The following is a 17,843-nucleotide window of genomic DNA, read 5'->3' as shown; positions in this document are numbered from 1 at the left end:
GCATGGAACAGGCGATGGATGATGGGGGGTGGCGCGGCTCGCGCGAGGGGTGGCTCGAGGCCGCCTATGAGGCGCTCCTTGAGTCCGGCATCGATTCGGTGAAGATCCTGCCGCTCGCCAAGCGGCTCAAACTCTCGCGCACCAGCTTCTACTGGTTCTTCACCGACCGCGAAGAACTTCTGGCCGCGCTGGTGGCGCGCTGGCGGGAGAAGAACACCGGCAATCTCGTCAAACAGTGCGAGGCCTATGCGGAATCGCTGGCCGAAGCGATGCTGAACGTCTTCGACTGCTGGCTGGACAAGAACCTCTTCGATTCCCCCTTCGAATTCGCCGTCCGGAGCTGGGCCCTGCAATCGCCCGAGATTTTGGCTGAGGTACAGGCCGCCGACCAGACCCGCATGGAGGCCCTCAGCCGCATCTTCCTGCGCTTCGGCTTCGATGAAGCGTCCGCCGATGTCCGCTCCCGAACGACCTATCTGGTCCAGATCGGCTATATCTCGATGCAATCACGCGAGGATCTCGCCCTGCGCATGAAACGCATCCCCGAATACATCGCCATCTTCACAGGCCACGCCCCGCACCAGCGCGAACTCGACCGCTTTTTCGCGCGGCATGGGTATAGGCCGGAGTAGGGTGGGCGCGATCGCCATCGGTCTGCCGTCCGGCGGACAGCGCTTCGTCCTGTAAATGAACGGCAAGCCAACGACATCAACGGCGCGGGACCACGTCGGAAAAATTTCAAGAAAATCAAAGGGGAAAATGGCGCACCCGAAGAGATTCGAACTCCTGACCCCCAGATTCGTAGTCTGGTGCTCTATCCAGCTGAGCTACGGGTGCGTCTGCCGCGCTGATCGCGTCGGCGTGGCGATCCTCTAAAACGTCCTTCCGGGGAATGCAAGCGCTGTTGCGAAAAAAAGTGACGGGGGGATGACAATCAGTTGCGAGCGCGGTTGCGGAACGTGTCGAGGGAGACGGGCTGGTCCGGCAGTTCGATGCGGAAAAGCGTGCCGGCGGTCGGCTTTTCGACAAGCGCGATGGTGCCGCCATGGGCGAGCACGATTTCACGGGCGATCGCAAGGCCAAGTCCGGTGCCGCCGGAGCGGGCGGAGCCGCGGAAGGCCGTGAAGAGGTTTTCCCGCGCCTTCTGCGGCATGCCGGGACCTGTATCGTCGATGGAGATGGAGACGACAGACCCCATGCGCAGCGCCGAGACGGTGATCTTGCGCTGCGTCAGCGTCTCGTCGGCGGAAAGCGCCTGGACCGCGTTGCGGCACAGATTGTGGATGACGCGGAAGATCTGTTCACCATCGGCATCGATCTCGATCGTCTCTTCCACCTCGATGGCAAAGACGATCTCGCTCTGGGCATCAAGGCCCAGCATGTCGGAGACATCGGCCACCAGCGGCTGGAGCGCCAGCTTGCGCCGGTTGGGCGGCGCCTCCTTCGTGCCGCCATAGGCGAGCACGTCGCTCGTATAGCCGACGGCGCGGTCGATGGTGCGCAGGAGCTTGGGCGCGAAGCGCTTGACGACGGGATCGTCGACATCGTTCAGGCGGTCGGAAATGAGCTGCGCGGAGGAGAGGATGTTGCGCATGTCGTGATTGATCTTGGAGACGGCGAGGCCGAGGTCGGCAAGGTTCTTCTGTTCGCGCAGCGTGCGCTGCAACTGCGTCTGCATGGCAGAAAGGTGCTGGCCGGCGATCGAGATTTCGTCGCGCCCGTCCGTCGGCACCAGCACGCGATCCGGATCGGCGGGGTGGGCGGCGAAATCCTGCATGCTGGAGATGATCCGGCGCAGCGGCACGATGGTGAGGCGGTTGACGGAGACGAAGATCAGCGTCGCCGTAATCAGCGAAATGAAGAAGGAGAGGATGAAGACGTTGCGGGCATAGGTCAGCATCGCCTTGCGCAGGCTGCGGTCCTTCATCACGACGTCGATGGTCTGGTCGCTCTCGCCGATCGGACCGTAGACGCGGATGGTACGGTTGCCGCCGAAAATCAGCGTGTCCAGTGCATCGCGGATCGCATCAAGGGAGCCGGTGTTGGCCATGTCGTATTGCGCGTCGATGTCGACGGGGTCCTCGACGGTGGCGATCAGCCGCGAGGCATCCTGCCGGCGCAGCGCGATCGTGCGCGTACCCGTCGCCATCAGCGTCTCGTCCTGCACGGCGCGCGGCAATTCGACATTGTCGAGCCCATCGACGGTCACGGCCGCCGCTGCGGCCGTATTCAGCCGGTCGTTCAGCCAGCGCAGCCGCATGGTGGCGACGGACGGCACGAAGATCATGACTTCCGCGACCATGACGAAAATCACCGTCAGCAACAGCAGACGTCCCGACAGACCGCGGAAGAAACCGGGTTCGGCAATGTCCGTCTTCAGGCCTTGTCGCTCGGGCTCGCTCGTCACGGGCTTGACTGCCTCCATCGTCTCGGCCGGCTTGCGCCGTCCCTCGGCGGTATCCTGCGGCCCGTTACCGGAACCTCTACGACAGCGCCCCGCCATTGGACTGCAGGCGATACAAGGCCTGCGTCGTTGTTGAACCCTAAAACACTTCTGCGCGGGTTTGAATGGGCGTCAGCAACGGATGCGCCATTGGCCGCAGGAGTGAGGCCTCTTCATGACGGCGAAAGGCGTTGGCGAGGTAAGCGACAGGCAGGCGCCAAAAACGAAACATCGCAGGGTTGGCCCTGCGATGTCGTGGATGAGATGAGAGGAGGCCCGGGCCGTTACCCGCTCGATCAGAATTCCGACCAGCCGGAGCCGCCGGCCGCCGCGCGTGGCTTGGCCGTGAAAGCCTTTGCCACCGTGTCCACCATGCGACGGGCCGGCGAAGCGACCGGGGCATTGTGGCCGGATGCGGCAGCAACGGGCTGGTTTCTGTCCTGTCCGTCCGCAATGCGGAACTGCGCCACCAGGCGAGCCAAGGTCGTGGCTTCGCCGGAGAGTTTGTGGGCGGAGGCATTGGCCTCTTCCACCATGGCAGCGTTCTGCTGGGTCACCTGGTCCATCTGGTTGACGGCGCGGCTGACCTCGCCAAGGCCGGTCGACTGCTCGCGTGCGGCGGCGGCAATCGAGTGAATATGTTCGTTGATCTTGACGACGCTCGTCTCGATCTCCGCGAGGGCCGTGCCGGTCGCCTGCACGAGGCGCACGCCGGTGGCAACCTCGTCGCCGGATTTGGCGATTAGCCCCTTGATGTCCTTGGCGGCGCTGGCGGCACGCTGCGCCAGTTCCCGCACCTCCTGGGCCACGACGGCAAAGCCTTTGCCGGCGTCACCGGCGCGGGCTGCTTCGACGCCCGCATTCAGCGCCAGAAGGTTGGTCTGGAAGGCGATCTCATCGATCACGTTGGTAATCTGGCCGATTTCCCGTGATGCCTGCTCGATCCGCTCCATGGCGTTCACGGCATCGCGCACGATCACCGCAGACTGGGCAGCGCTTGCCGTCGTCTCGCCAACCATGTCGGTAGCCTGCTGGGCCCGGTCGGTCGACTGGCTGACCGCCGTGGTGATTTCCTCCAGCGCTGCCGCCGTCTGCTCAAGGGCGGCCGCCTGCTGCTCGGTGCGCTTCGACAGGTCGTCCGCAGCGTTGCGCAACTCGCTCGCATTGCCGGAAATCTGGTCGGTTGCCCCGTGAACGTCGCGCATGGTGGACTGCAACGTGCGCAGTGCCTCGTTCACATTGCGCTGCAAGGCGGCGAAGGCGCCTTCGAACGAGCCGGACATGCTGCCCGTGAGGTCGCCCGCTGCCAGACTGGCCACCGCGCGCTGCGTTTCAGAAATGCCGAGGTCTACCGCGGCAACGAGCGCGTTGACGCTTTCGGCAAGGCGGTTGAGGCCGGGTTCGCCATAGTCTTTCTGAATGCGACCCGAAAAATCACCATTCACGGCGGCGGAAACAACGCTGGCAATATCGGTCTGCAGATTGGCGGTGTTGTCGCGCATGATCCGTTCCTGGACGTTCAGTTCCTTAGCTTCGATGCCATTGCGCTTGAACACTTCGACCGTAGCAGCCATTTCGCCGATTTCGTCCTTGCGTCCGGCAAAGGGAATGGTGGTTGCGTAATCGCCGGCAGCCAGCGCCTTCATATTTGCGTTCAGCTGCGTGATCGGCCGGCTGATGTGGTGCGTTGCGATCATGAAGGCCGCACCAAGTCCGGCGCCAAGACCGACGACACCGGTCACGAGCACCAGGAGGAACATGGTCCCGCGGACGTTTTCGATATCGGCGCGGACGGCTTCGAGAACGGCCTTGTCCGTCTCGACGACGGCATCGATCTCGGCTTGGAACGCCTTGCGGTTGGCGCGGTTTTCCTCGTTATTGCCCTGTGCATTCGCAGCCTGGGGCGTTTCCTCGCGCCCCAGACGCGCCGTCTCCATACGGAAAGCGCGGAACTCGCCGGCGCGCTTGACGACCGCGTCGAGGGCGGCGCGCTGCTCGGCGGGTACCAGTGGCAGCCAGCTCGCCAGCAACGCGTCGATCTTGTCGAGGCTCTTGACCACGGCCTCAGCAAAAGGCGCCGCCTTTTCCTTGCTGGATGCGGCATAGATGCCGCGGGCATCCATCACGACGGCCGTGACGAGACGGTTCAGCCGCTCACCCTTGTAGGCCCGGTCGGCGGCATTTTGGAATGTTTGGAACTGATGATTGTAGCGTTCGATCACGCCGAGCGCCACGGCGCCCATCAGAAGACTCACAAGGGCCATCAAACCAACGACCAGATAGATTTTACCGCGGATCTTCATGAGTGTCTGATTCCCTTGAACGCTGCCTCAAACTCCAGAGGCGCGAACCTATGTCAGTCGCGGTTAACGAAAGCATAGCGTTCATAGTTGAAATTCGGGAGCGCTGGGCCTTCTTGCGCGTCCAAAACCATGCTGCGCACGCGGATCTGGTCAATGAAAGTCCGGCGCTGATTGACTTTGCGCGCTCTTTGCACTTATAAGCCGCGCACGCCTGGGCTGGGCGCAGACAAGCCTCGTCTCGCCGTGCCCGGATCGTAAACGCTCTTGCAAAACTGCAAACCCAAGAAGGGCCGCACACCGCGGTATTTAAAAAAATGAAGCGTACCTACCAACCCTCCAAGCTTGTTCGCAAGCGCCGGCACGGCTTCCGTGCTCGTATCGCCACCAAGGGCGGCCGTCTGGTCATCAAGGCTCGCCGCGCCCGTGGCCGCAAGCGCCTGTCGGCCTGATCGCCGTGAGCGCCCGGCGTCCTGATCGCGGGCCTTCCGTGGCCGACGACAAGACGCCGGCGGACAAACCAACTGTCGGGCGGCTGAAAAGCCGGCCGCAGTTTCTCGCGGCAAGAGAGGGCGAGCGCCGCAAGGGCCCGCTGTTCCAGTTGGAAGTTCTCGACCGCAAGGTGCCGGACGAACCGGCCCGTGTCGGATTTACCGTCACGAAGAAGCATGGCAACGCGGTAGAGCGCAATCGCATGCGCCGTCGCCTGAAAGAAGCCGTGCGCCTCTCCGCAGCATTTGCAATGCAGCCCGGACACGACTATGTCGTTGTCGCCCGCCGCGAGGTGCTCGGCGCCTCCTTTGAAGCGCTCACGAAAGCCCTTGGCGACCGCATCCAGTCAAAGCCGAAACCGAAGCGGCCGCCGGCCGGCTCCAGGAACGAGTGATGGAAAAAAACCGTAATTATTTCGTGGCGATCGGGCTCTCCGTGCTCATCCTGATTGCTTGGCAGTTTCTCTACATCAATCCCAAGATGGAAAAGGAACGCCTGGCAGCCCAGCAGCGTCAGGCCGCACAGACCGAGACGACGGGCAACGCCACGACTGCTGCCAATGGCCAGGCCCAGCCGGCCACCGGCAGCGCGGCCGGCACCGTTCCCGGCGGGGTGGAAAACCGTGACGAGGCGCTGGCCAAGGCCGCGCGCGTTCAGATCGACACGCCGGCCCTTTCCGGCTCCATCAGTCTGACGGGCGCCCGCTTCGACGACCTGAAGCTCAAGGCCTACCACGAGACCGTGGACCCGACGAGCCCGATCATCACCCTCTTCAGCCCCGCCGATACGAAGGACGGCTACTTCGCCGAGGCAGGCTTCGTTGCCGGCAGCGATGTCGGCACGGTCCCGTCCGCCAACACGGCCTGGACGCTGGCTTCCGGCGACAAGCTGACGCCTTCGACGCCGGTCACCCTCTCCTTCACCAACGAAAAGGGCGTCGTCTTCACCCGCACCATTTCGGTCGACGACAAATACATGTTCCAGATCGTCGACAGTGTCAGCAATGGCAGCGACGCGCCGATCGAATTGTCCACCTATGGCCGCGTGACGCGCTTCAGCAAGCCGCTGACCCCGGCCGCTTACGTTCTGCATGAAGGCTTTATCGGCTACATCGGCGAGCATGGCCTGCAGGAAGAGACCTATCACGCCTCCGAAGAGGACGGCACGCTTTCGCCCGGCAAGGCCACCGGCGGCTGGCTCGGCATCACCGACAAATACTGGGCCGCAGCGCTCATCCCGCCGCAGGCGACCGCCTACGATACGCGCTTCTCGCACTTTACCGATGGCCGCGCCCGCTATCAGGCCGACTACCAGCAGGACAAGCAGACGATCGCGCCGGGCCAGAAGTCCGACTACAAGACGCTTCTCTTCGCCGGTGCCAAGCAGGTTCCCGTCATCGACGGCTACGAGACAAGCTACGCCATCCCGCATTTCGACCTGATGATCGACTGGGGCTGGTTCTACTTCTTCACCAAGCCGATGTTCTGGGTGATGGACTACTTCTTCCATCTCTTCGGCAATTTCGGCGTGGCCATCCTGCTCACTACCATCGTGGTCAAGCTGCTCTTCTACCCGCTCGCCAACAAGCAATACGCGTCCATGGCGAACATGAAGAAGGTTCAGCCGAAGATGGAGGAACTGAAGGCCAAGTTCGGCGACGACCGCATGGGCCTGCAGCAGGCGATGATGCAGCTCTACAAGGAAGAGAAGATCAATCCGCTGGCCGGCTGCTGGCCGATCGTGGTGCAGATCCCTGTCTTCTTCGCCCTCTACAAGGTCATCTACGTCACGATCGAAATGCGCCATGCGCCGTTCTTCGGCTGGATCCGTGACCTCTCGGCGCCGGACCCGACCTCGATCTTCAACCTCTTCGGCCTGATCCCGATCGAAATGCCGCATATGTTGATGATCGGCGTGTGGCCGATTCTCATGGGCATCACCATGTTCCTGCAGATGCGCATGAACCCGACGCCGCCCGATCCGGCCCAGGCGATGATCTTCACCTGGATGCCGCTCGTCTTCACCTTCATGCTGGCCAGCTTCCCGGCGGGCCTGGTGATCTACTGGGCCTGGAACAACACGCTCTCGATCATCCAGCAGTCGATCATCATGAAGCGCCATGGGGTGAAGGTGGAGCTCTTCGACAATCTCAAGGGATTGTTCAAAAAGAAATCGGCGCCGGCGAAATAGCTGGCAGGACGATGCGAAAGATCTGGGGCGCGTATCTGGAAGGGTACGCGCCCTTTATCGTTGGCGCGGTTGTGGCGGGATACCCACCCTCTGTCCTGCCGAGCATCTCCCCCACGAGGCGGGAGATCGACCTGAGGGTAATGTCGCGCTCCCTCATGACCGGGTCACCTTCGGGAAGTCGCCACTTTGCAGGAATGTCGCGCCTCTTGCCAATCTTCCCCTTGTGGGGGAGATGCCCGGCAGGGCAGAGGGGGTGCTGCCCGCCACCGCTTCCCTTTTCCCGCAGGACATGCGACGACCCGCGTCGTTGGTGCGGCTTCCGATGGGAAGCGATGGCGCTAAGCTCGTTCGTAAGCAGACTGCAGGCGACATCGCCGCCGGGGAGAGGACACCGCCATGACCGCCGCCATGCCGCAGGCTGCGACGCCTGGAAGCGAACAACGCCTCGGCGCCGCCCTCGTCTTCGGCTCGGCGGTCGTGTGGAGTTTCGGGGGCATGCTGGTGCGCTTCCTGCCGGATGCCGACAGCTGGACCATCGTCTTCTGGCGCTCCGTCTTCGCGGCGCTCTTCCTCATCGGCTTCATGGCGTTGAGGGACGGTCCGCGCGCCATGTTGCGGCTCTTTCCGGCCATGGGGCTGCCGGGCGTTGCCGTCGGGGCGTGTTTTGCCACGGCCTCCACTTCCTTCGTTCTGGCGCTGTCCTACACCACCGTCGCCAATGTCGTGCTGATCGGAGCGGCGGTGCCGCTGATCGCGGCGCTGATGAGTTGGCTGATCTTTCGCGAGCGCGTCTCCGGCTCCACCTGGATCGCCATTGCGCTCGTGATTGCTGGCGTCGGCATCATGGTTTCGGACAGCATGACGGGCTCCGTCTCGCCGCTCGGCGATGCGCTGGCCGTGCTGGTGGCGCTCGTCTTTGCCACCGCCACCGTCATCACGCGGCGTTATGCCCATGTGCGCATGACGCCGGCCGTCTGCCTGGGGACGCTGATGGCCGCCACCATGGCGGCCACCCAGACACCCGGCTTTGCCGTCACCGGCCAGGAACTCATTGTCCTCATCGCGCTCGGTGCCCTCAATTTCGGCCTTGGCCTTGCGCTCTTCGTCACCGGCGCGCGCCTCATTCCCTCGGCGCTGGCCGCGCTCCTCGGCACGGCCGAAACCGTGCTGCAGCCACTCTGGGTCGCCATCGTCCACGGCGAAATCCCCGCAGTCTCCACCCTGATCGGTGGCGCCGTGGTGCTCGTCGCGCTCTTCGGTTATCTGACGGTCGAGATGCTGCGCCAGCAGCGCCGACCCACCTCCGCGCCGCCCAAGCCCATGCCTGCACCTTGACTTTCGCGCTCAAATCCCGAAAGCCGGGGAGATAATGTCACTCCCGGAGCAGAAGAACGATGAACAATCCCGCGCCCGACGAAGAACGGCCTCTCTTCGGCAAGCCCTGGGTGTTTATCCGCGGCGTGCCTGCGCTGAAGTTCCTGCCGCCCGAGGGACCGCCGGAAATCGCCTTTGCGGGCCGCTCCAATGTCGGCAAGTCCTCGCTGATCAATGCGCTGACGGGACAGAAGGGTCTTGCCCGCACGTCCAATACGCCGGGCCGCACGCAGGAGCTCAATTATTTCGTGCCGGATGGCTATAGCGGTGCGGACGGCGACCTGCCGCCCATGGCGCTGGTCGATATGCCCGGCTACGGCTATGCCGAGGCACCGAAAGAGACGGTCGACAACTGGACCAAGCTCGTCTTCGACTATCTGCGCGGCCGCGCCACGCTGAAGCGCGTCTACGTGCTGATCGACAGCCGCCACGGCATCAAGAAGAACGACGAGGAGGTCATGGCCCTGCTCGACAAGGCGGCCATGTCCTACCAGCTCGTGCTGACAAAGACCGACAAGATCAAGGAAGCCGGCGTGCCCCGGCTGATCGCCGAGAGCCTCGAGCGCATCAAGAAGCGCCCGGCCGCCTATCCGGAGATCCTTTCGACCTCGTCCGAAAAGGGCAGGGGCCTCGACGAATTGCGCGCCGCGATCGTCAAGACGGTCACGACGTGACAGGGCGACGCTGACAAAACGACGACGCCGCGCCTGCCGTGAGGCAGACGCGGCGCGACGACCGAGGGAAGCGACGACTGGACCCGAAGTGCCGCCGCCTCACCGTGCCGGCCGACGGGGCGTTCCGACGACAGCGCCGAAACACCGGAGGTTTTCAGGCCTAGAGACTTCCCGGTGAAAACCGGATCACCGGAAATTCTCGAGCTCCTGTTTTACGCAGTCCGGACGCAAAACCGCTAACGCACTTTTGCTGGACGTGCTTTAGCTCTTCGGCAGCAGGACCTTGTCGATGACGTGGATCACGCCGTTCGACTGCTTGACGTCGGCGATCGTGACATTCGCCACGCCGCCATTTTCGTCCGTCAGCGTCACCTTGCCGCCATCGGCCTTGGCCTGCAGCACGCAGCCGCCGACCGTCGTGACATTGTGGGTACCGCCATCGTCAGCGATCATCTTGGCGAGCGCGGCAGACATCACGTCAGCGGCCACAACGTGGCATGTCAGCACCTTCGTCAGCTGTTCCTTGTTTTCCGGCTTCAGCAGCGTGTCGACCGTACCGGCCGGCAGGGCTTCGAAGGCGGCGTTGGTCGGCGCAAACACGGTGAACGGGCCGGCGCCGGAGAGCGTCTCGACGAGGCCGGCGGCCTTCACGGCGGCGACCAGCGTGGTGTGATCCTTCGAGTTGACGGCGTTCTCGACGATGTTCTTGTTCTCATACATGGCGGCACCGCCAACCATCGGGTTTTCGGCATGCGCTGCCAGCGTGCCGGCTGTCAGCATCGTGGCCACGGTCAGGGTACGGATCATGGTCTTCAGCATGGGTCTTCCTTCCAGTTGTTGGCGACGCCGTGCGGGCTTCATCCCGCCACTCCAAGCGCCGTTCCTCCTTGGGAACGTTGGCATCTACGGGAGGGGTCGAAAGGAAGTTTCAGGCCGACGGAAGAAAAATCGACTGGGCGCAAAAAAGAAAAAGGCCGGCGGGACGGCCGGCCATTTCACGGTAGCAGGATGCGGCGCGGCGGTCGCTATTGCGCCATTGCGCCCACGAGGATCACCGGACCCGTCGCGACACCCGTTGGCGAGCCACCAAACGGCTCCACACTGACGGCCAGTGTTGCGCCGTTCGTCATGCCGCCCCGCAGATCGGGCGAGACGGTCAGTGAGCCCTCACCTGTCTGCGGCAGCACGCCAAGGGAGACGGTCTTGCCATCCGGCTTCACAAGCCACAACTCGAGCGATTTTTGGTCGTCCGCACCGGCGGCCACCGGCGTCACATCCAGCGTTCCGCTCGTCGCATCATAATGGGCAACGAGGTCGATGGGCGCATCCTTGCCCTTCATTTCAGCCACCAACGGCGCACGCGTGCCGCGCGGGGTCATCACATTGCCGTTGCCGAAGGCAAGAAGCCCGGCGATCCCGGCGACGGAGGCGAGCGAAAAGCCGCGCCAGAAACCAATAGAATTCCAAAGGCCGCGCGGCTGGCGTGCCGGCGTCAGGGCCGTCTCGGCAAAAAGGCGCTTTTCGATCGCCGCATAAGTGCTCTTCGGCGGGGCGATCGGTTCGTAAGCCTCATCGAAGCTGGAAAGGTTGCTCTGCCAGCGGTCCACCATGGCGGCAAAGGCGCGGTCGGTCGCCAGGCGCGATTCCACCTTCCGGCGGTCCTCGGCCGAGAGAACGCCCAGCACATATTCGCCCGCGATCACCTCGTCGCGCGTCGAGTCGCCACCCTTGGTTCCCTTGCTGGTCATTGCTCCATGCACTCTCTCAGCTTCAACAGGCTGCGTCGCAGCCATGTTCTCATCGTATTCAGCGGCACGGAGAAGAGGTCCGCAAGCTCCTGGTAGCTCAGGCCTTCCACATAGGCCCGGCGCACGGCCGTTGCCCTGTCTTCTCCCAGCCGCTCCATGCAGGTATCGATCCGGCGCCCCTCGGCCCGCAGTTCCACCTGCATTTCCGGGGTGGGGGCAGAATCGGCCAAATCATACGCCTCGTCAATCGTGTCTCCTACGGGCTTGCGGGCCCGGATCACGTCGATGGCGTGATTGCGCGCAATGGCCGCAAGCCAAGCGATCGGCGTCGCCGACCCGGTGGCGAAACGGTCGGCCCGCTGCCAGATCTTCACATAGACCTCCTGCAGCGCTTCTTCCGCTTCGTTCCTGTCGCGAAGGATACGCATGCAGATCGCGAAAAGTTTCGGGCTCGTTGTCTGGTAAAGCGTGGAAAAGGCTTTCCTGTCCTTCAAGGCGACGCGACCGATCAGGTCGGAAATCGTCTCGGCATCAGTCATGGATCTCACCCGTCCCGTTTGCATGGTCATGTGCAGGCCCGCGCCCTGCCGCGTCGTCTTCGCCGCGAAAGGCCGGCTGTCGGCTGTTGAAAGATCGCTCATGGCCGCGTCACTCCTCGCCAGTTCGACTTTGCAAATCGGCTGTCACTACGCCGTCACGTCGCCTGCGGATCATGTCGGGCCGGAAATGCGCCGCCGTCTGTGATTTGCAGCGCATCCGGCATTTTCTTTCGCTCCGTCATGTTCTAGAGCGGTGGGCGATCATTTGCAGGGGTACACCATGTCCGCAACCGAAAGCGAAACGCAGGCCCGTCTTCTGGCCCAGGCTCTGCCCTATATGCAGCGCTATGAAAACAAGACCATCGTCGTCAAATATGGCGGCCATGCGATGGGCAATGCCGAACTCGGCAAGGCCTTTGCCGAGGATATCGCGCTGCTCAAGCAATCGGGCGTCAACCCCATCGTCGTGCACGGTGGCGGTCCGCAGATCGGCGCCATGCTGACCAAGATGGGCATCGAATCGAAGTTCGAAGGGGGCCTGCGCGTCACCGACCAGAAGACGGTCGAGATCGTCGAGATGGTTCTGGCCGGCTCCATCAACAAGGAGATCGTCGCGCTCATCAACCAGACCGGCGAATGGGCGATCGGCCTGTGCGGCAAGGATGGCAACATGGTCTTCGCCGAAAAGGCGGAGAAGAAGGTGCGCGATCCCGACAGCAACATCGAGCGCGTGCTGGACCTCGGCTTCGTCGGCGATGTCGTCGAAGTCGACCGCACGCTTCTCGACCTGCTTGCCCGCTCCGAGATGATCCCGGTCATTGCGCCGGTGGCGCCCGGCCGCGACGGCCATACCTACAACATCAATGCCGACACCTTTGCCGGCGCCATCGCCGGTGCGCTGAACGCCACGCGCCTGCTGTTCCTCACCGACGTGCCCGGCGTGCTCGACAAGAACGGCCAGCTCATCAAGGAACTCTCCGTCGCCGAGGCCCATGCGCTGATCGCCGACGGCACGATTTCCGGCGGCATGATTCCGAAGGTCGAGACCTGCATCGAGGCCATCAAGGCCGGCGTACAGGGCGTCGTCATCCTCAACGGTAAGACTGCCCACTCGGTGCTTCTGGAAATCTTCACCGAACACGGTGCGGGCACGCTCATCGTTCCCTGAGACGGGCTGGTGCCGCGAAGAGACAAGCGAAAGGCGGCAGCGTCAGCTGGCCGCCTTTTCCTTTGCCGGATCGATGGGACGCTTCAGCGAGAGCGGGGCCTGATTGGCCTCGAAGCTCTCGACCCGCTGGTCGTAGACGGGCGAGATCGTGCCCATTATGCGGTCCCAGAAAGAAAAGTAGTTCGCGTAGTTGAAACGGAACTCGGCATGGTGCTGGTCGTGATAGGTCGTGCACAGCATGGGGGAGGGATAGCGCGCCGTCTTCGAGGCGAAATATTCAAAGCCCGCATGGCCGAAGGTGCCGTTGATCTGGTCGAAGGCGCGGTGCGCGAGCAGGATGACGGGCGGGATGGGGATGATAAAGACGACAACGGCATAGAAGCCCTGCGACAGCGCGGTGTCGACGAGGCCGATGGAATCATTGCTCCAGGCGGTTGGCGCCACGCTCTTGTGGTGGAGGGCATGGTATTTGTAGAGCGGCTTGGTGTGCAGCGCCCGGTGCGCGAAATAGAACCAGGCGTCGAAGAGCACCATGGTCAGCAGGAAGAGCGGCAGCGCCGTCCACCAGCTGAACGCCCACGGCGTGATCGTCCAACCTTGCAACTGCGCGAAAATGCCGATGGCGACGGAAAGGCAGGTGACGAGGATAGAGGCCATGCTCTGGCGGATTTCCGCCTGCCGGCGCTTTTCCCCGAACCGCCCCTTCTGGATGCGGCGCTCGGGATTGCGATCGTTCATCCATGTGATGCCGAAGCCGAGGATGAAATAGATGGCGACGGTCACGGCATAAAGCGCAGCCAGAATGCCGCCGAAAAGCATCGCGCCGTCAAGAAAACCGTTCATCATGCCGTTTCCATTCGTCCTACCGTCTCTTTCACAGCTTTTACCATGCCGCCCGGCCGCTTGCATCGCCTTTTGGCCGCGCGGTCTGTCGCATGCAGCCTATTTCCAGGCCAGCAGCAGGAGAATGCCGGAAACGATAAGCAGGCAGCCGGTCACCTCCATGCGGTTGATGCGCTCGCGAAAGATGAAGACCGAGGAGGCGAAGGTGAAGACGAGTTCGATCTGGCCGAGCGCCCGCACATAGGCCACCTGCTGCAGCGTCATGGCCGTGAACCAGCAGGCCGACCCCATGACGCCGGCAAGGCCCACGAGGCTGGAGGAGCGCCAGGAGCGCGCCACGCGGCCGATCTCGGCCCGATCCGTGATCGCCATCCAGATGAGCATGTAGACGGTCTGGAAGCCGGTGACGCAGGCGAGCGTGAAGGCGGCCTGCATGATCGGTTGATCACCCCCGAGCGACAGGGACGCCGAGCGGTAGGCAACGGCGGAAATGCCAAAGATGGCGCCGGATGCGATGCCGATCAGCGCTTCCCGACTGGTCATCGCCCTCACGAGGTTGCCGGGCGACAGCCGCTGGCGCGCCACCGAAATCAGCATGACCCCGACCACCCCGACGACGATCGCCGCCACGGCCCCCGCCGTCAGCCGCTCGCCGAGGATGATCAGGCCGAACAGGGCAGCCTGCACCGGTTCGGTCTTGGAATAGGCGGTTCCGACGGCGAAGTTGCGCAGCGAGAAGAGGTGAACGAGCAGGATCGTTGCATAGATCTGCGCGAGGCCCCCGATGATGCCCCACACCGCGAAGGTAAGGTTCGGCTGCGGCATCCGGTAGCCGACGAGGGCAGTGAGCGCCACCACGTAAAGCACCGCGACGGGAAAGCCGTAGCCGAAGCGGGCAAAGCTCGCCCCGGTCGTGCCGAGCGAGGTGCGCAGATGCTTCTGCAGGGCCGAGCGCAGGTTCTGCAGAAAGGCGGCGGCGATGGTGATGGGGATCCAGGCGTCCATGATCTCCGGCGGTATCACGCAGCCCGGCGGCGGAGAAGCGGAAAATCCGCGTGGCGGCGCGGCCCGCCGAAGAAGGCCCTTCGCGGCCGGCGCGGTCCGTGCCATAAGGCGCCATGACCGATTATCGCCGCGCCCCGACCAAAGCCGAATTTTCCCACGTCACCGACTGGGTCTTCGACCTCGACAACACGCTCTACCCGCATCACGTCGATCTCTTCTCGCAGATCGACCGCAACATGACGGCCTATGTTGCGACCCTGTTGTCCCTGTCTCCGGAAGATGCGCGCGTGCTGCAGAAGCAGTATTACCGCGATCACGGCACCACCCTTCAGGGGCTGATGCTGCATCACGGCATCGATCCCGACGACTTCCTCGAAAAGGCGCACGCCATCGACTACGGCGTGGTTCCGGCCGATCCGGAGCTCGGCGCCGTAATCAAGGCGCTGCCCGGCCGCAAGTTCATCTTCACCAATGGCAGCGTGCGCCATGCCGAAATGGCCGCCCGCGCGCTCGGCATCCTCGATCATTTCGACGACATCTTCGACATCGTCGCCGCCGGCTATACGCCGAAGCCGGCCGGCGAGACCTACGACAAGTTCATGAGCCTGCACCGCGTCGATACCCGGAACGCAGCCATGTTCGAGGACCTGCCGCGCAATCTCGTCGTTCCCCGCGCGCTCGGCATGAAGACCGTGCTGCTCGTGCCGCGCAACCTCGAATATGACGTCGCCGAAGCCTGGGAACGCGTAGACGAAACCTGCGACCAGATCGACTTCATCACCGAAAACCTGACGGAGTTTCTGTCGAACCTCCTGTGAGGGACGGATCGTGCTGTCATGGGGTGGCTGTCAGTCTTCGCACGACCTAGGCCGGGTATGATCTGGCGCGCAAGGCAGAACTGACACGGTTTCAGTACGCCGACCTGAACCACACACTCCGTCATCCTCGGCCTCCGAGCCGAGGATCCACGCCACAGCCGTGGCGAGGAAAGTGGATGCTCGGGTCAAGCCCGAGCATGACGGAGGAGAGGTGTCGCCCATCAGAGCCATCGCCTTGGCCGGGTCCACGCCGCACCCTCCAATCACGTCCCGAAAAACAAAAAGGGCGCCGGCCGAAGCCGACGCCCTTGGTCCTGGGAGGACGCTCTGTCTGATCAGGCGGCAGCCGTAGCTTGGCCCGGCAACGGCACTTCCGAGATCGTCTTCAGAACCTGGGAAGCGATCTGGTAGGGGTCGCCCTGGGAGTTCGGACGGCGGTCTTCGAGGTAGCCCTTGTAGTCGTTCTTGACGAAGGAGTGCGGAACGCGGATCGAGGCGCCACGATCGGCAACGCCGTAGGAGAACTTGTTCCACGGAGCCGTTTCGTGCTTGCCGGTCAGGCGCAGGTGGTTGTCCGGACCGTAGACGTCGATGTGGGCCTGCAGGTTCTTCTCGAACTGCGCCATCAGCGCTTCGAAATAGGCCTTGCCGCCAACTTCGCGCATGTACGTGGTCGAGAAGTTGCAGTGCATGCCCGAGCCGTTCCAGTCGGTGTCGCCGAGCGGCTTGCAGTGGAATTCGATGTCGATGCCGTACTTTTCCGTCAGGCGGAGCAGCAGGTAACGGGCCATCCAGACTTCATCGGCGGCGCGCTTTGAGCCCTTGCCGAACACCTGGAATTCCCACTGGCCCTTGGCCACTTCGGCATTGATGCCTTCGTGGTTGATGCCGGCGGCGAGGCAGAGGTCGAGGTGCTCTTCGACGATTTCGCGAGCGACGTCACCGACGTTCTTGTAGCCGACGCCGGTGTAGTACGGGCCCTGCGGGGCCGGGTAGCCGGATTCCGGGAAGCCGAGCGGGCGGCCGTCCTGGTAGAAGAAGTATTCCTGCTCGAAGCCGAACCAGGCGCCTTCGTCGTCAAGGATCGTGGCGCGGGCGTTGGACTCATGCGGCGTGACACCATCGGGCATCATGACTTCGCACATGACGAGAACGCCGTTGGTGCGGGCCGGATCCGGGTAAACGGCGACGGGCTTCAGCACGCAGTCCGACGAGCGGCCTTCGGCCTGCATGGTGGAGGAACCGTCAAAGCCCCAGAGCGGCAGCTGCTCGAGCGTGGGGAAGGCATCGAATTCCTTGATCTGCGTCTTGCCACGAAGGTTCGGCGTCGGCTTGTAGCCGTCAAGCCAGATGTACTCGAGCTTATATTTGGTCATTTCAACTCTCTCTTTAAGTTACCCGTCGAGGTGAAAGCGGGCCCGTCGAAGCGGATCTGCCGGGCAGTCCAAGCCGGTCTGGGCTTTCGCAGAAGGAAATGCATATCGCGTGCCAGATTGGCGGGGTAGAACCGAAAGGCAGGCATGGCCAGCAGGTGATTCGTCGGCAGGCGGGCCGACCTTTTGCGACAGGGCTGTGAAAACAGGAACAGAATCCGTCAGATAGGTCAGGGGCCCTGACCTTTCCGCATCATCCGCAGTTAGCCGCTTTTTTTGGCGCTGCGACAAAATCGCACGAAAAAGCTGCAGCTCGGCGGAACGCATGTCGAGGGCTTTGCATTTTCCCACCAAGGACCTGCGCGCTATTGCTTAAAAATTGAGCTTGCACTGCCTAAAATTTGCGTTTTCGGCCTGCAGCTCGAAAAATGGGCGATAAATGCAAAAAAAGTAATCATACAGAACAATTTATGTGCAATTTGGCGCCCGTTCCGTTATGATCACGGTCAAAGGTCATCGAAAGGAGTTCTGTCATGTTGGCCACCCCGCATCGCGATAGCGCAGAGATCATTGCATTCCCGACGGGTGGACGGCGCGGCTTCCTTCGGCAGACGCAGGTGAGCAACGAGATCAAGCTCTCTGACAATATTTGCGCCGAAGCGCTGGATAGCTGCTGGTATCACAGCGACGCCATCCGCACCGCCGCTCCTTCGTCCACGGATCCCTGGCGCCAGTAGGCGTCCTCCCGATCCACGATACAAGCGCCCCCGCCGGCCTGGTGTCTGCGAGGGCGTTTTCGTTTTGATGTCTGCCCGATTTCAGAAACACAGCCGTTACATCTGCCGCAATGCTGTGGCGAAAAACTGATTTATTTCA

General features: G+C 62.9%; 17 protein-coding genes and 1 tRNA gene. 9 read left to right on the top strand and 9 right to left on the bottom strand.

The window, feature by feature from the left end; translation table 11 throughout:
- The first annotated feature begins 2 nt into the window (after positions 1–2).
- Positions 3–632, top strand: coding sequence for a TetR/AcrR family transcriptional regulator (locus tag F3H41_RS10805; protein ID WP_149738687.1), 630 nt, complete (start codon positions 3–5; stop codon positions 630–632).
- A gap of 128 nt (positions 633–760) precedes the next feature.
- Here the strand turns inward: F3H41_RS10805 and F3H41_RS10800 are convergent.
- From F3H41_RS10800 to F3H41_RS10790, 3 genes are all read right to left on the bottom strand, one after another.
- Positions 761–837: transfer RNA gene (locus F3H41_RS10800), tRNA-Arg, on the bottom strand.
- 97 nt (positions 838–934) lie between these two features.
- Entirely contained in the window at positions 935–2,380 is a 1,446-nt protein-coding gene (locus F3H41_RS10795; RefSeq protein ID WP_244616176.1) for a HAMP domain-containing sensor histidine kinase, read from the bottom strand.
- Between the two features lie 359 nt (positions 2,381–2,739).
- Positions 2,740–4,746 (bottom strand): methyl-accepting chemotaxis protein, encoded by a 2,007-nt coding sequence (locus tag F3H41_RS10790; RefSeq protein ID WP_149738685.1) that lies wholly within the window; start codon positions 4,744–4,746, stop codon positions 2,740–2,742.
- A 314-nt stretch (positions 4,747–5,060) separates the two neighbouring features.
- On the opposite strand from F3H41_RS10790, the gene rpmH reads away from it, so the two are divergent.
- The 5 genes from rpmH to yihA all read left to right on the top strand — a co-directional run bounded on the left by rpmH (position 5,061) and on the right by yihA (position 9,473).
- Positions 5,061–5,195, top strand: coding sequence for a 50S ribosomal protein L34 (rpmH, locus tag F3H41_RS10785; protein WP_149738684.1), 135 nt, complete (start codon positions 5,061–5,063; stop codon positions 5,193–5,195).
- Between the two features lie 38 nt (positions 5,196–5,233).
- A complete protein-coding gene (rnpA, locus tag F3H41_RS10780; protein WP_149738683.1) occupies positions 5,234–5,629 on the top strand; it encodes a ribonuclease P protein component in 396 nt (131 codons plus the stop codon).
- Positions 5,629–7,425 carry a membrane protein insertase YidC gene (yidC, locus tag F3H41_RS10775; protein ID WP_149738682.1) on the top strand — a complete coding sequence of 599 codons (1,797 nt, stop codon included), beginning with the start codon at positions 5,629–5,631 and terminating at the stop codon, positions 7,423–7,425. The genes rnpA and yidC overlap by 1 nt, the downstream gene beginning before the upstream one ends.
- A 396-nt stretch (positions 7,426–7,821) precedes the next feature.
- The gene (locus F3H41_RS10770) at positions 7,822–8,760 is read left to right on the top strand and encodes an EamA family transporter (protein ID WP_149738681.1); all 939 of its coding nucleotides are present in this window, start codon (positions 7,822–7,824) and stop codon (positions 8,758–8,760) included.
- A gap of 59 nt (positions 8,761–8,819) precedes the next feature.
- On the top strand, positions 8,820–9,473 hold the full coding sequence (gene yihA / locus F3H41_RS10765; RefSeq protein ID WP_149738680.1) for a ribosome biogenesis GTP-binding protein YihA/YsxC: 654 nt from the start codon (positions 8,820–8,822) through the stop codon (positions 9,471–9,473).
- Between the two features lie 261 nt (positions 9,474–9,734).
- Here yihA and F3H41_RS10760 read toward each other — a convergent pair whose 3' ends face one another.
- The 3 genes from F3H41_RS10760 to F3H41_RS10750 form a co-directional block, all read right to left on the bottom strand.
- Positions 9,735–10,292 (bottom strand): fasciclin domain-containing protein, encoded by a 558-nt coding sequence (locus F3H41_RS10760; protein ID WP_149738679.1) that lies wholly within the window; start codon positions 10,290–10,292, stop codon positions 9,735–9,737.
- Between the two features lie 206 nt (positions 10,293–10,498).
- Positions 10,499–11,221 (bottom strand): anti-sigma factor, encoded by a 723-nt coding sequence (locus F3H41_RS10755; protein WP_149738678.1) that lies wholly within the window; start codon positions 11,219–11,221, stop codon positions 10,499–10,501.
- Complete coding sequence (locus F3H41_RS10750) at positions 11,218–11,760, bottom strand: sigma-70 family RNA polymerase sigma factor (protein ID WP_149738925.1); 543 nt, start codon at positions 11,758–11,760, stop codon at positions 11,218–11,220. Before F3H41_RS10750 ends, F3H41_RS10755 begins: the two co-directional genes overlap by 4 nt.
- 280 nt (positions 11,761–12,040) lie before the next feature.
- Here F3H41_RS10750 and argB point away from each other — a divergent pair, with 280 nt between their 5' ends.
- Complete coding sequence (argB, locus tag F3H41_RS10745) at positions 12,041–12,928, top strand: acetylglutamate kinase (protein ID WP_149738677.1); 888 nt, start codon at positions 12,041–12,043, stop codon at positions 12,926–12,928.
- 42 nt (positions 12,929–12,970) lie between these two features.
- Here the strand turns inward: argB and F3H41_RS10740 are convergent, their stop codons facing one another.
- Positions 12,971–13,771: a sterol desaturase family protein gene (locus F3H41_RS10740; RefSeq protein WP_244616166.1), complete on the bottom strand. Its 801-nt coding sequence runs from the start codon at positions 13,769–13,771 to the stop codon at positions 12,971–12,973.
- A 99-nt stretch (positions 13,772–13,870) separates the two neighbouring features.
- Positions 13,871–14,776 (bottom strand): EamA family transporter, encoded by a 906-nt coding sequence (locus tag F3H41_RS10735; protein ID WP_149738676.1) that lies wholly within the window; start codon positions 14,774–14,776, stop codon positions 13,871–13,873.
- Positions 14,777–14,889: 113 nt separating this feature from the next.
- Here F3H41_RS10735 and F3H41_RS10730 point away from each other — a divergent pair, with 113 nt between their 5' ends.
- A complete protein-coding gene (locus F3H41_RS10730; protein ID WP_149738675.1) occupies positions 14,890–15,594 on the top strand; it encodes a pyrimidine 5'-nucleotidase in 705 nt (234 codons plus the stop codon).
- A gap of 335 nt (positions 15,595–15,929) precedes the next feature.
- Here the strand turns inward: F3H41_RS10730 and F3H41_RS10725 are convergent, their stop codons facing one another.
- Complete coding sequence (locus tag F3H41_RS10725; RefSeq protein WP_149738674.1) at positions 15,930–16,970, bottom strand: glutamine synthetase beta-grasp domain-containing protein; 1,041 nt, start codon at positions 16,968–16,970, stop codon at positions 15,930–15,932.
- A gap of 530 nt (positions 16,971–17,500) precedes the next feature.
- Between F3H41_RS10725 and F3H41_RS10720 the strand changes: the two genes are divergently transcribed.
- Complete coding sequence (locus F3H41_RS10720; RefSeq protein ID WP_149738673.1) at positions 17,501–17,704, top strand: DUF2735 domain-containing protein; 204 nt, start codon at positions 17,501–17,503, stop codon at positions 17,702–17,704.
- Positions 17,705–17,843 lie beyond the last annotated feature (139 nt).

The sequence above is a fragment of the Rhizobium sp. RU20A genome, from assembly GCF_900155885.1.
In the GTDB taxonomy this organism is placed as follows: domain Bacteria; phylum Pseudomonadota; class Alphaproteobacteria; order Rhizobiales; family Rhizobiaceae; genus RU20A.
Note: the sequence above shows the minus strand (reverse complement) of the source record. Positions and strands in the feature narration are given on the sequence as shown.

Bases quoted from the DNA above. Each gene is read 5' to 3' on its own strand.
- F3H41_RS10805 (WP_149738687.1), top strand. From the start codon at position 3: ATGGAACAGGCGATGGATGATGGGGGGTGGCGCGGCTCGCGCGAGGGG.
- F3H41_RS10790 (WP_149738685.1), bottom strand. From the start codon at position 4,746: ATGAAGATCCGCGGTAAAATCTATCTGGTCGTTGGTTTGATGGCCCTT.
- rpmH (WP_149738684.1), top strand. From the start codon at position 5,061: ATGAAGCGTACCTACCAACCCTCCAAGCTTGTTCGCAAGCGCCGGCAC.
- yidC (WP_149738682.1), top strand. From the start codon at position 5,629: ATGGAAAAAAACCGTAATTATTTCGTGGCGATCGGGCTCTCCGTGCTC.
- F3H41_RS10770 (WP_149738681.1), top strand. From the start codon at position 7,822: ATGACCGCCGCCATGCCGCAGGCTGCGACGCCTGGAAGCGAACAACGC.
- yihA (WP_149738680.1), top strand. From the start codon at position 8,820: ATGAACAATCCCGCGCCCGACGAAGAACGGCCTCTCTTCGGCAAGCCC.
- F3H41_RS10760 (WP_149738679.1), bottom strand. From the start codon at position 10,292: ATGCTGAAGACCATGATCCGTACCCTGACCGTGGCCACGATGCTGACA.
- F3H41_RS10755 (WP_149738678.1), bottom strand. From the start codon at position 11,221: ATGACCAGCAAGGGAACCAAGGGTGGCGACTCGACGCGCGACGAGGTG.
- F3H41_RS10750 (WP_149738925.1), bottom strand. From the start codon at position 11,760: ATGACTGATGCCGAGACGATTTCCGACCTGATCGGTCGCGTCGCCTTG.
- argB (WP_149738677.1), top strand. From the start codon at position 12,041: ATGTCCGCAACCGAAAGCGAAACGCAGGCCCGTCTTCTGGCCCAGGCT.
- F3H41_RS10740 (WP_244616166.1), bottom strand. From the start codon at position 13,771: ATGAACGGTTTTCTTGACGGCGCGATGCTTTTCGGCGGCATTCTGGCT.
- F3H41_RS10735 (WP_149738676.1), bottom strand. From the start codon at position 14,776: ATGGACGCCTGGATCCCCATCACCATCGCCGCCGCCTTTCTGCAGAAC.
- F3H41_RS10730 (WP_149738675.1), top strand. From the start codon at position 14,890: ATGACCGATTATCGCCGCGCCCCGACCAAAGCCGAATTTTCCCACGTC.
- F3H41_RS10725 (WP_149738674.1), bottom strand. From the start codon at position 16,970: ATGACCAAATATAAGCTCGAGTACATCTGGCTTGACGGCTACAAGCCG.
- F3H41_RS10720 (WP_149738673.1), top strand. From the start codon at position 17,501: ATGTTGGCCACCCCGCATCGCGATAGCGCAGAGATCATTGCATTCCCG.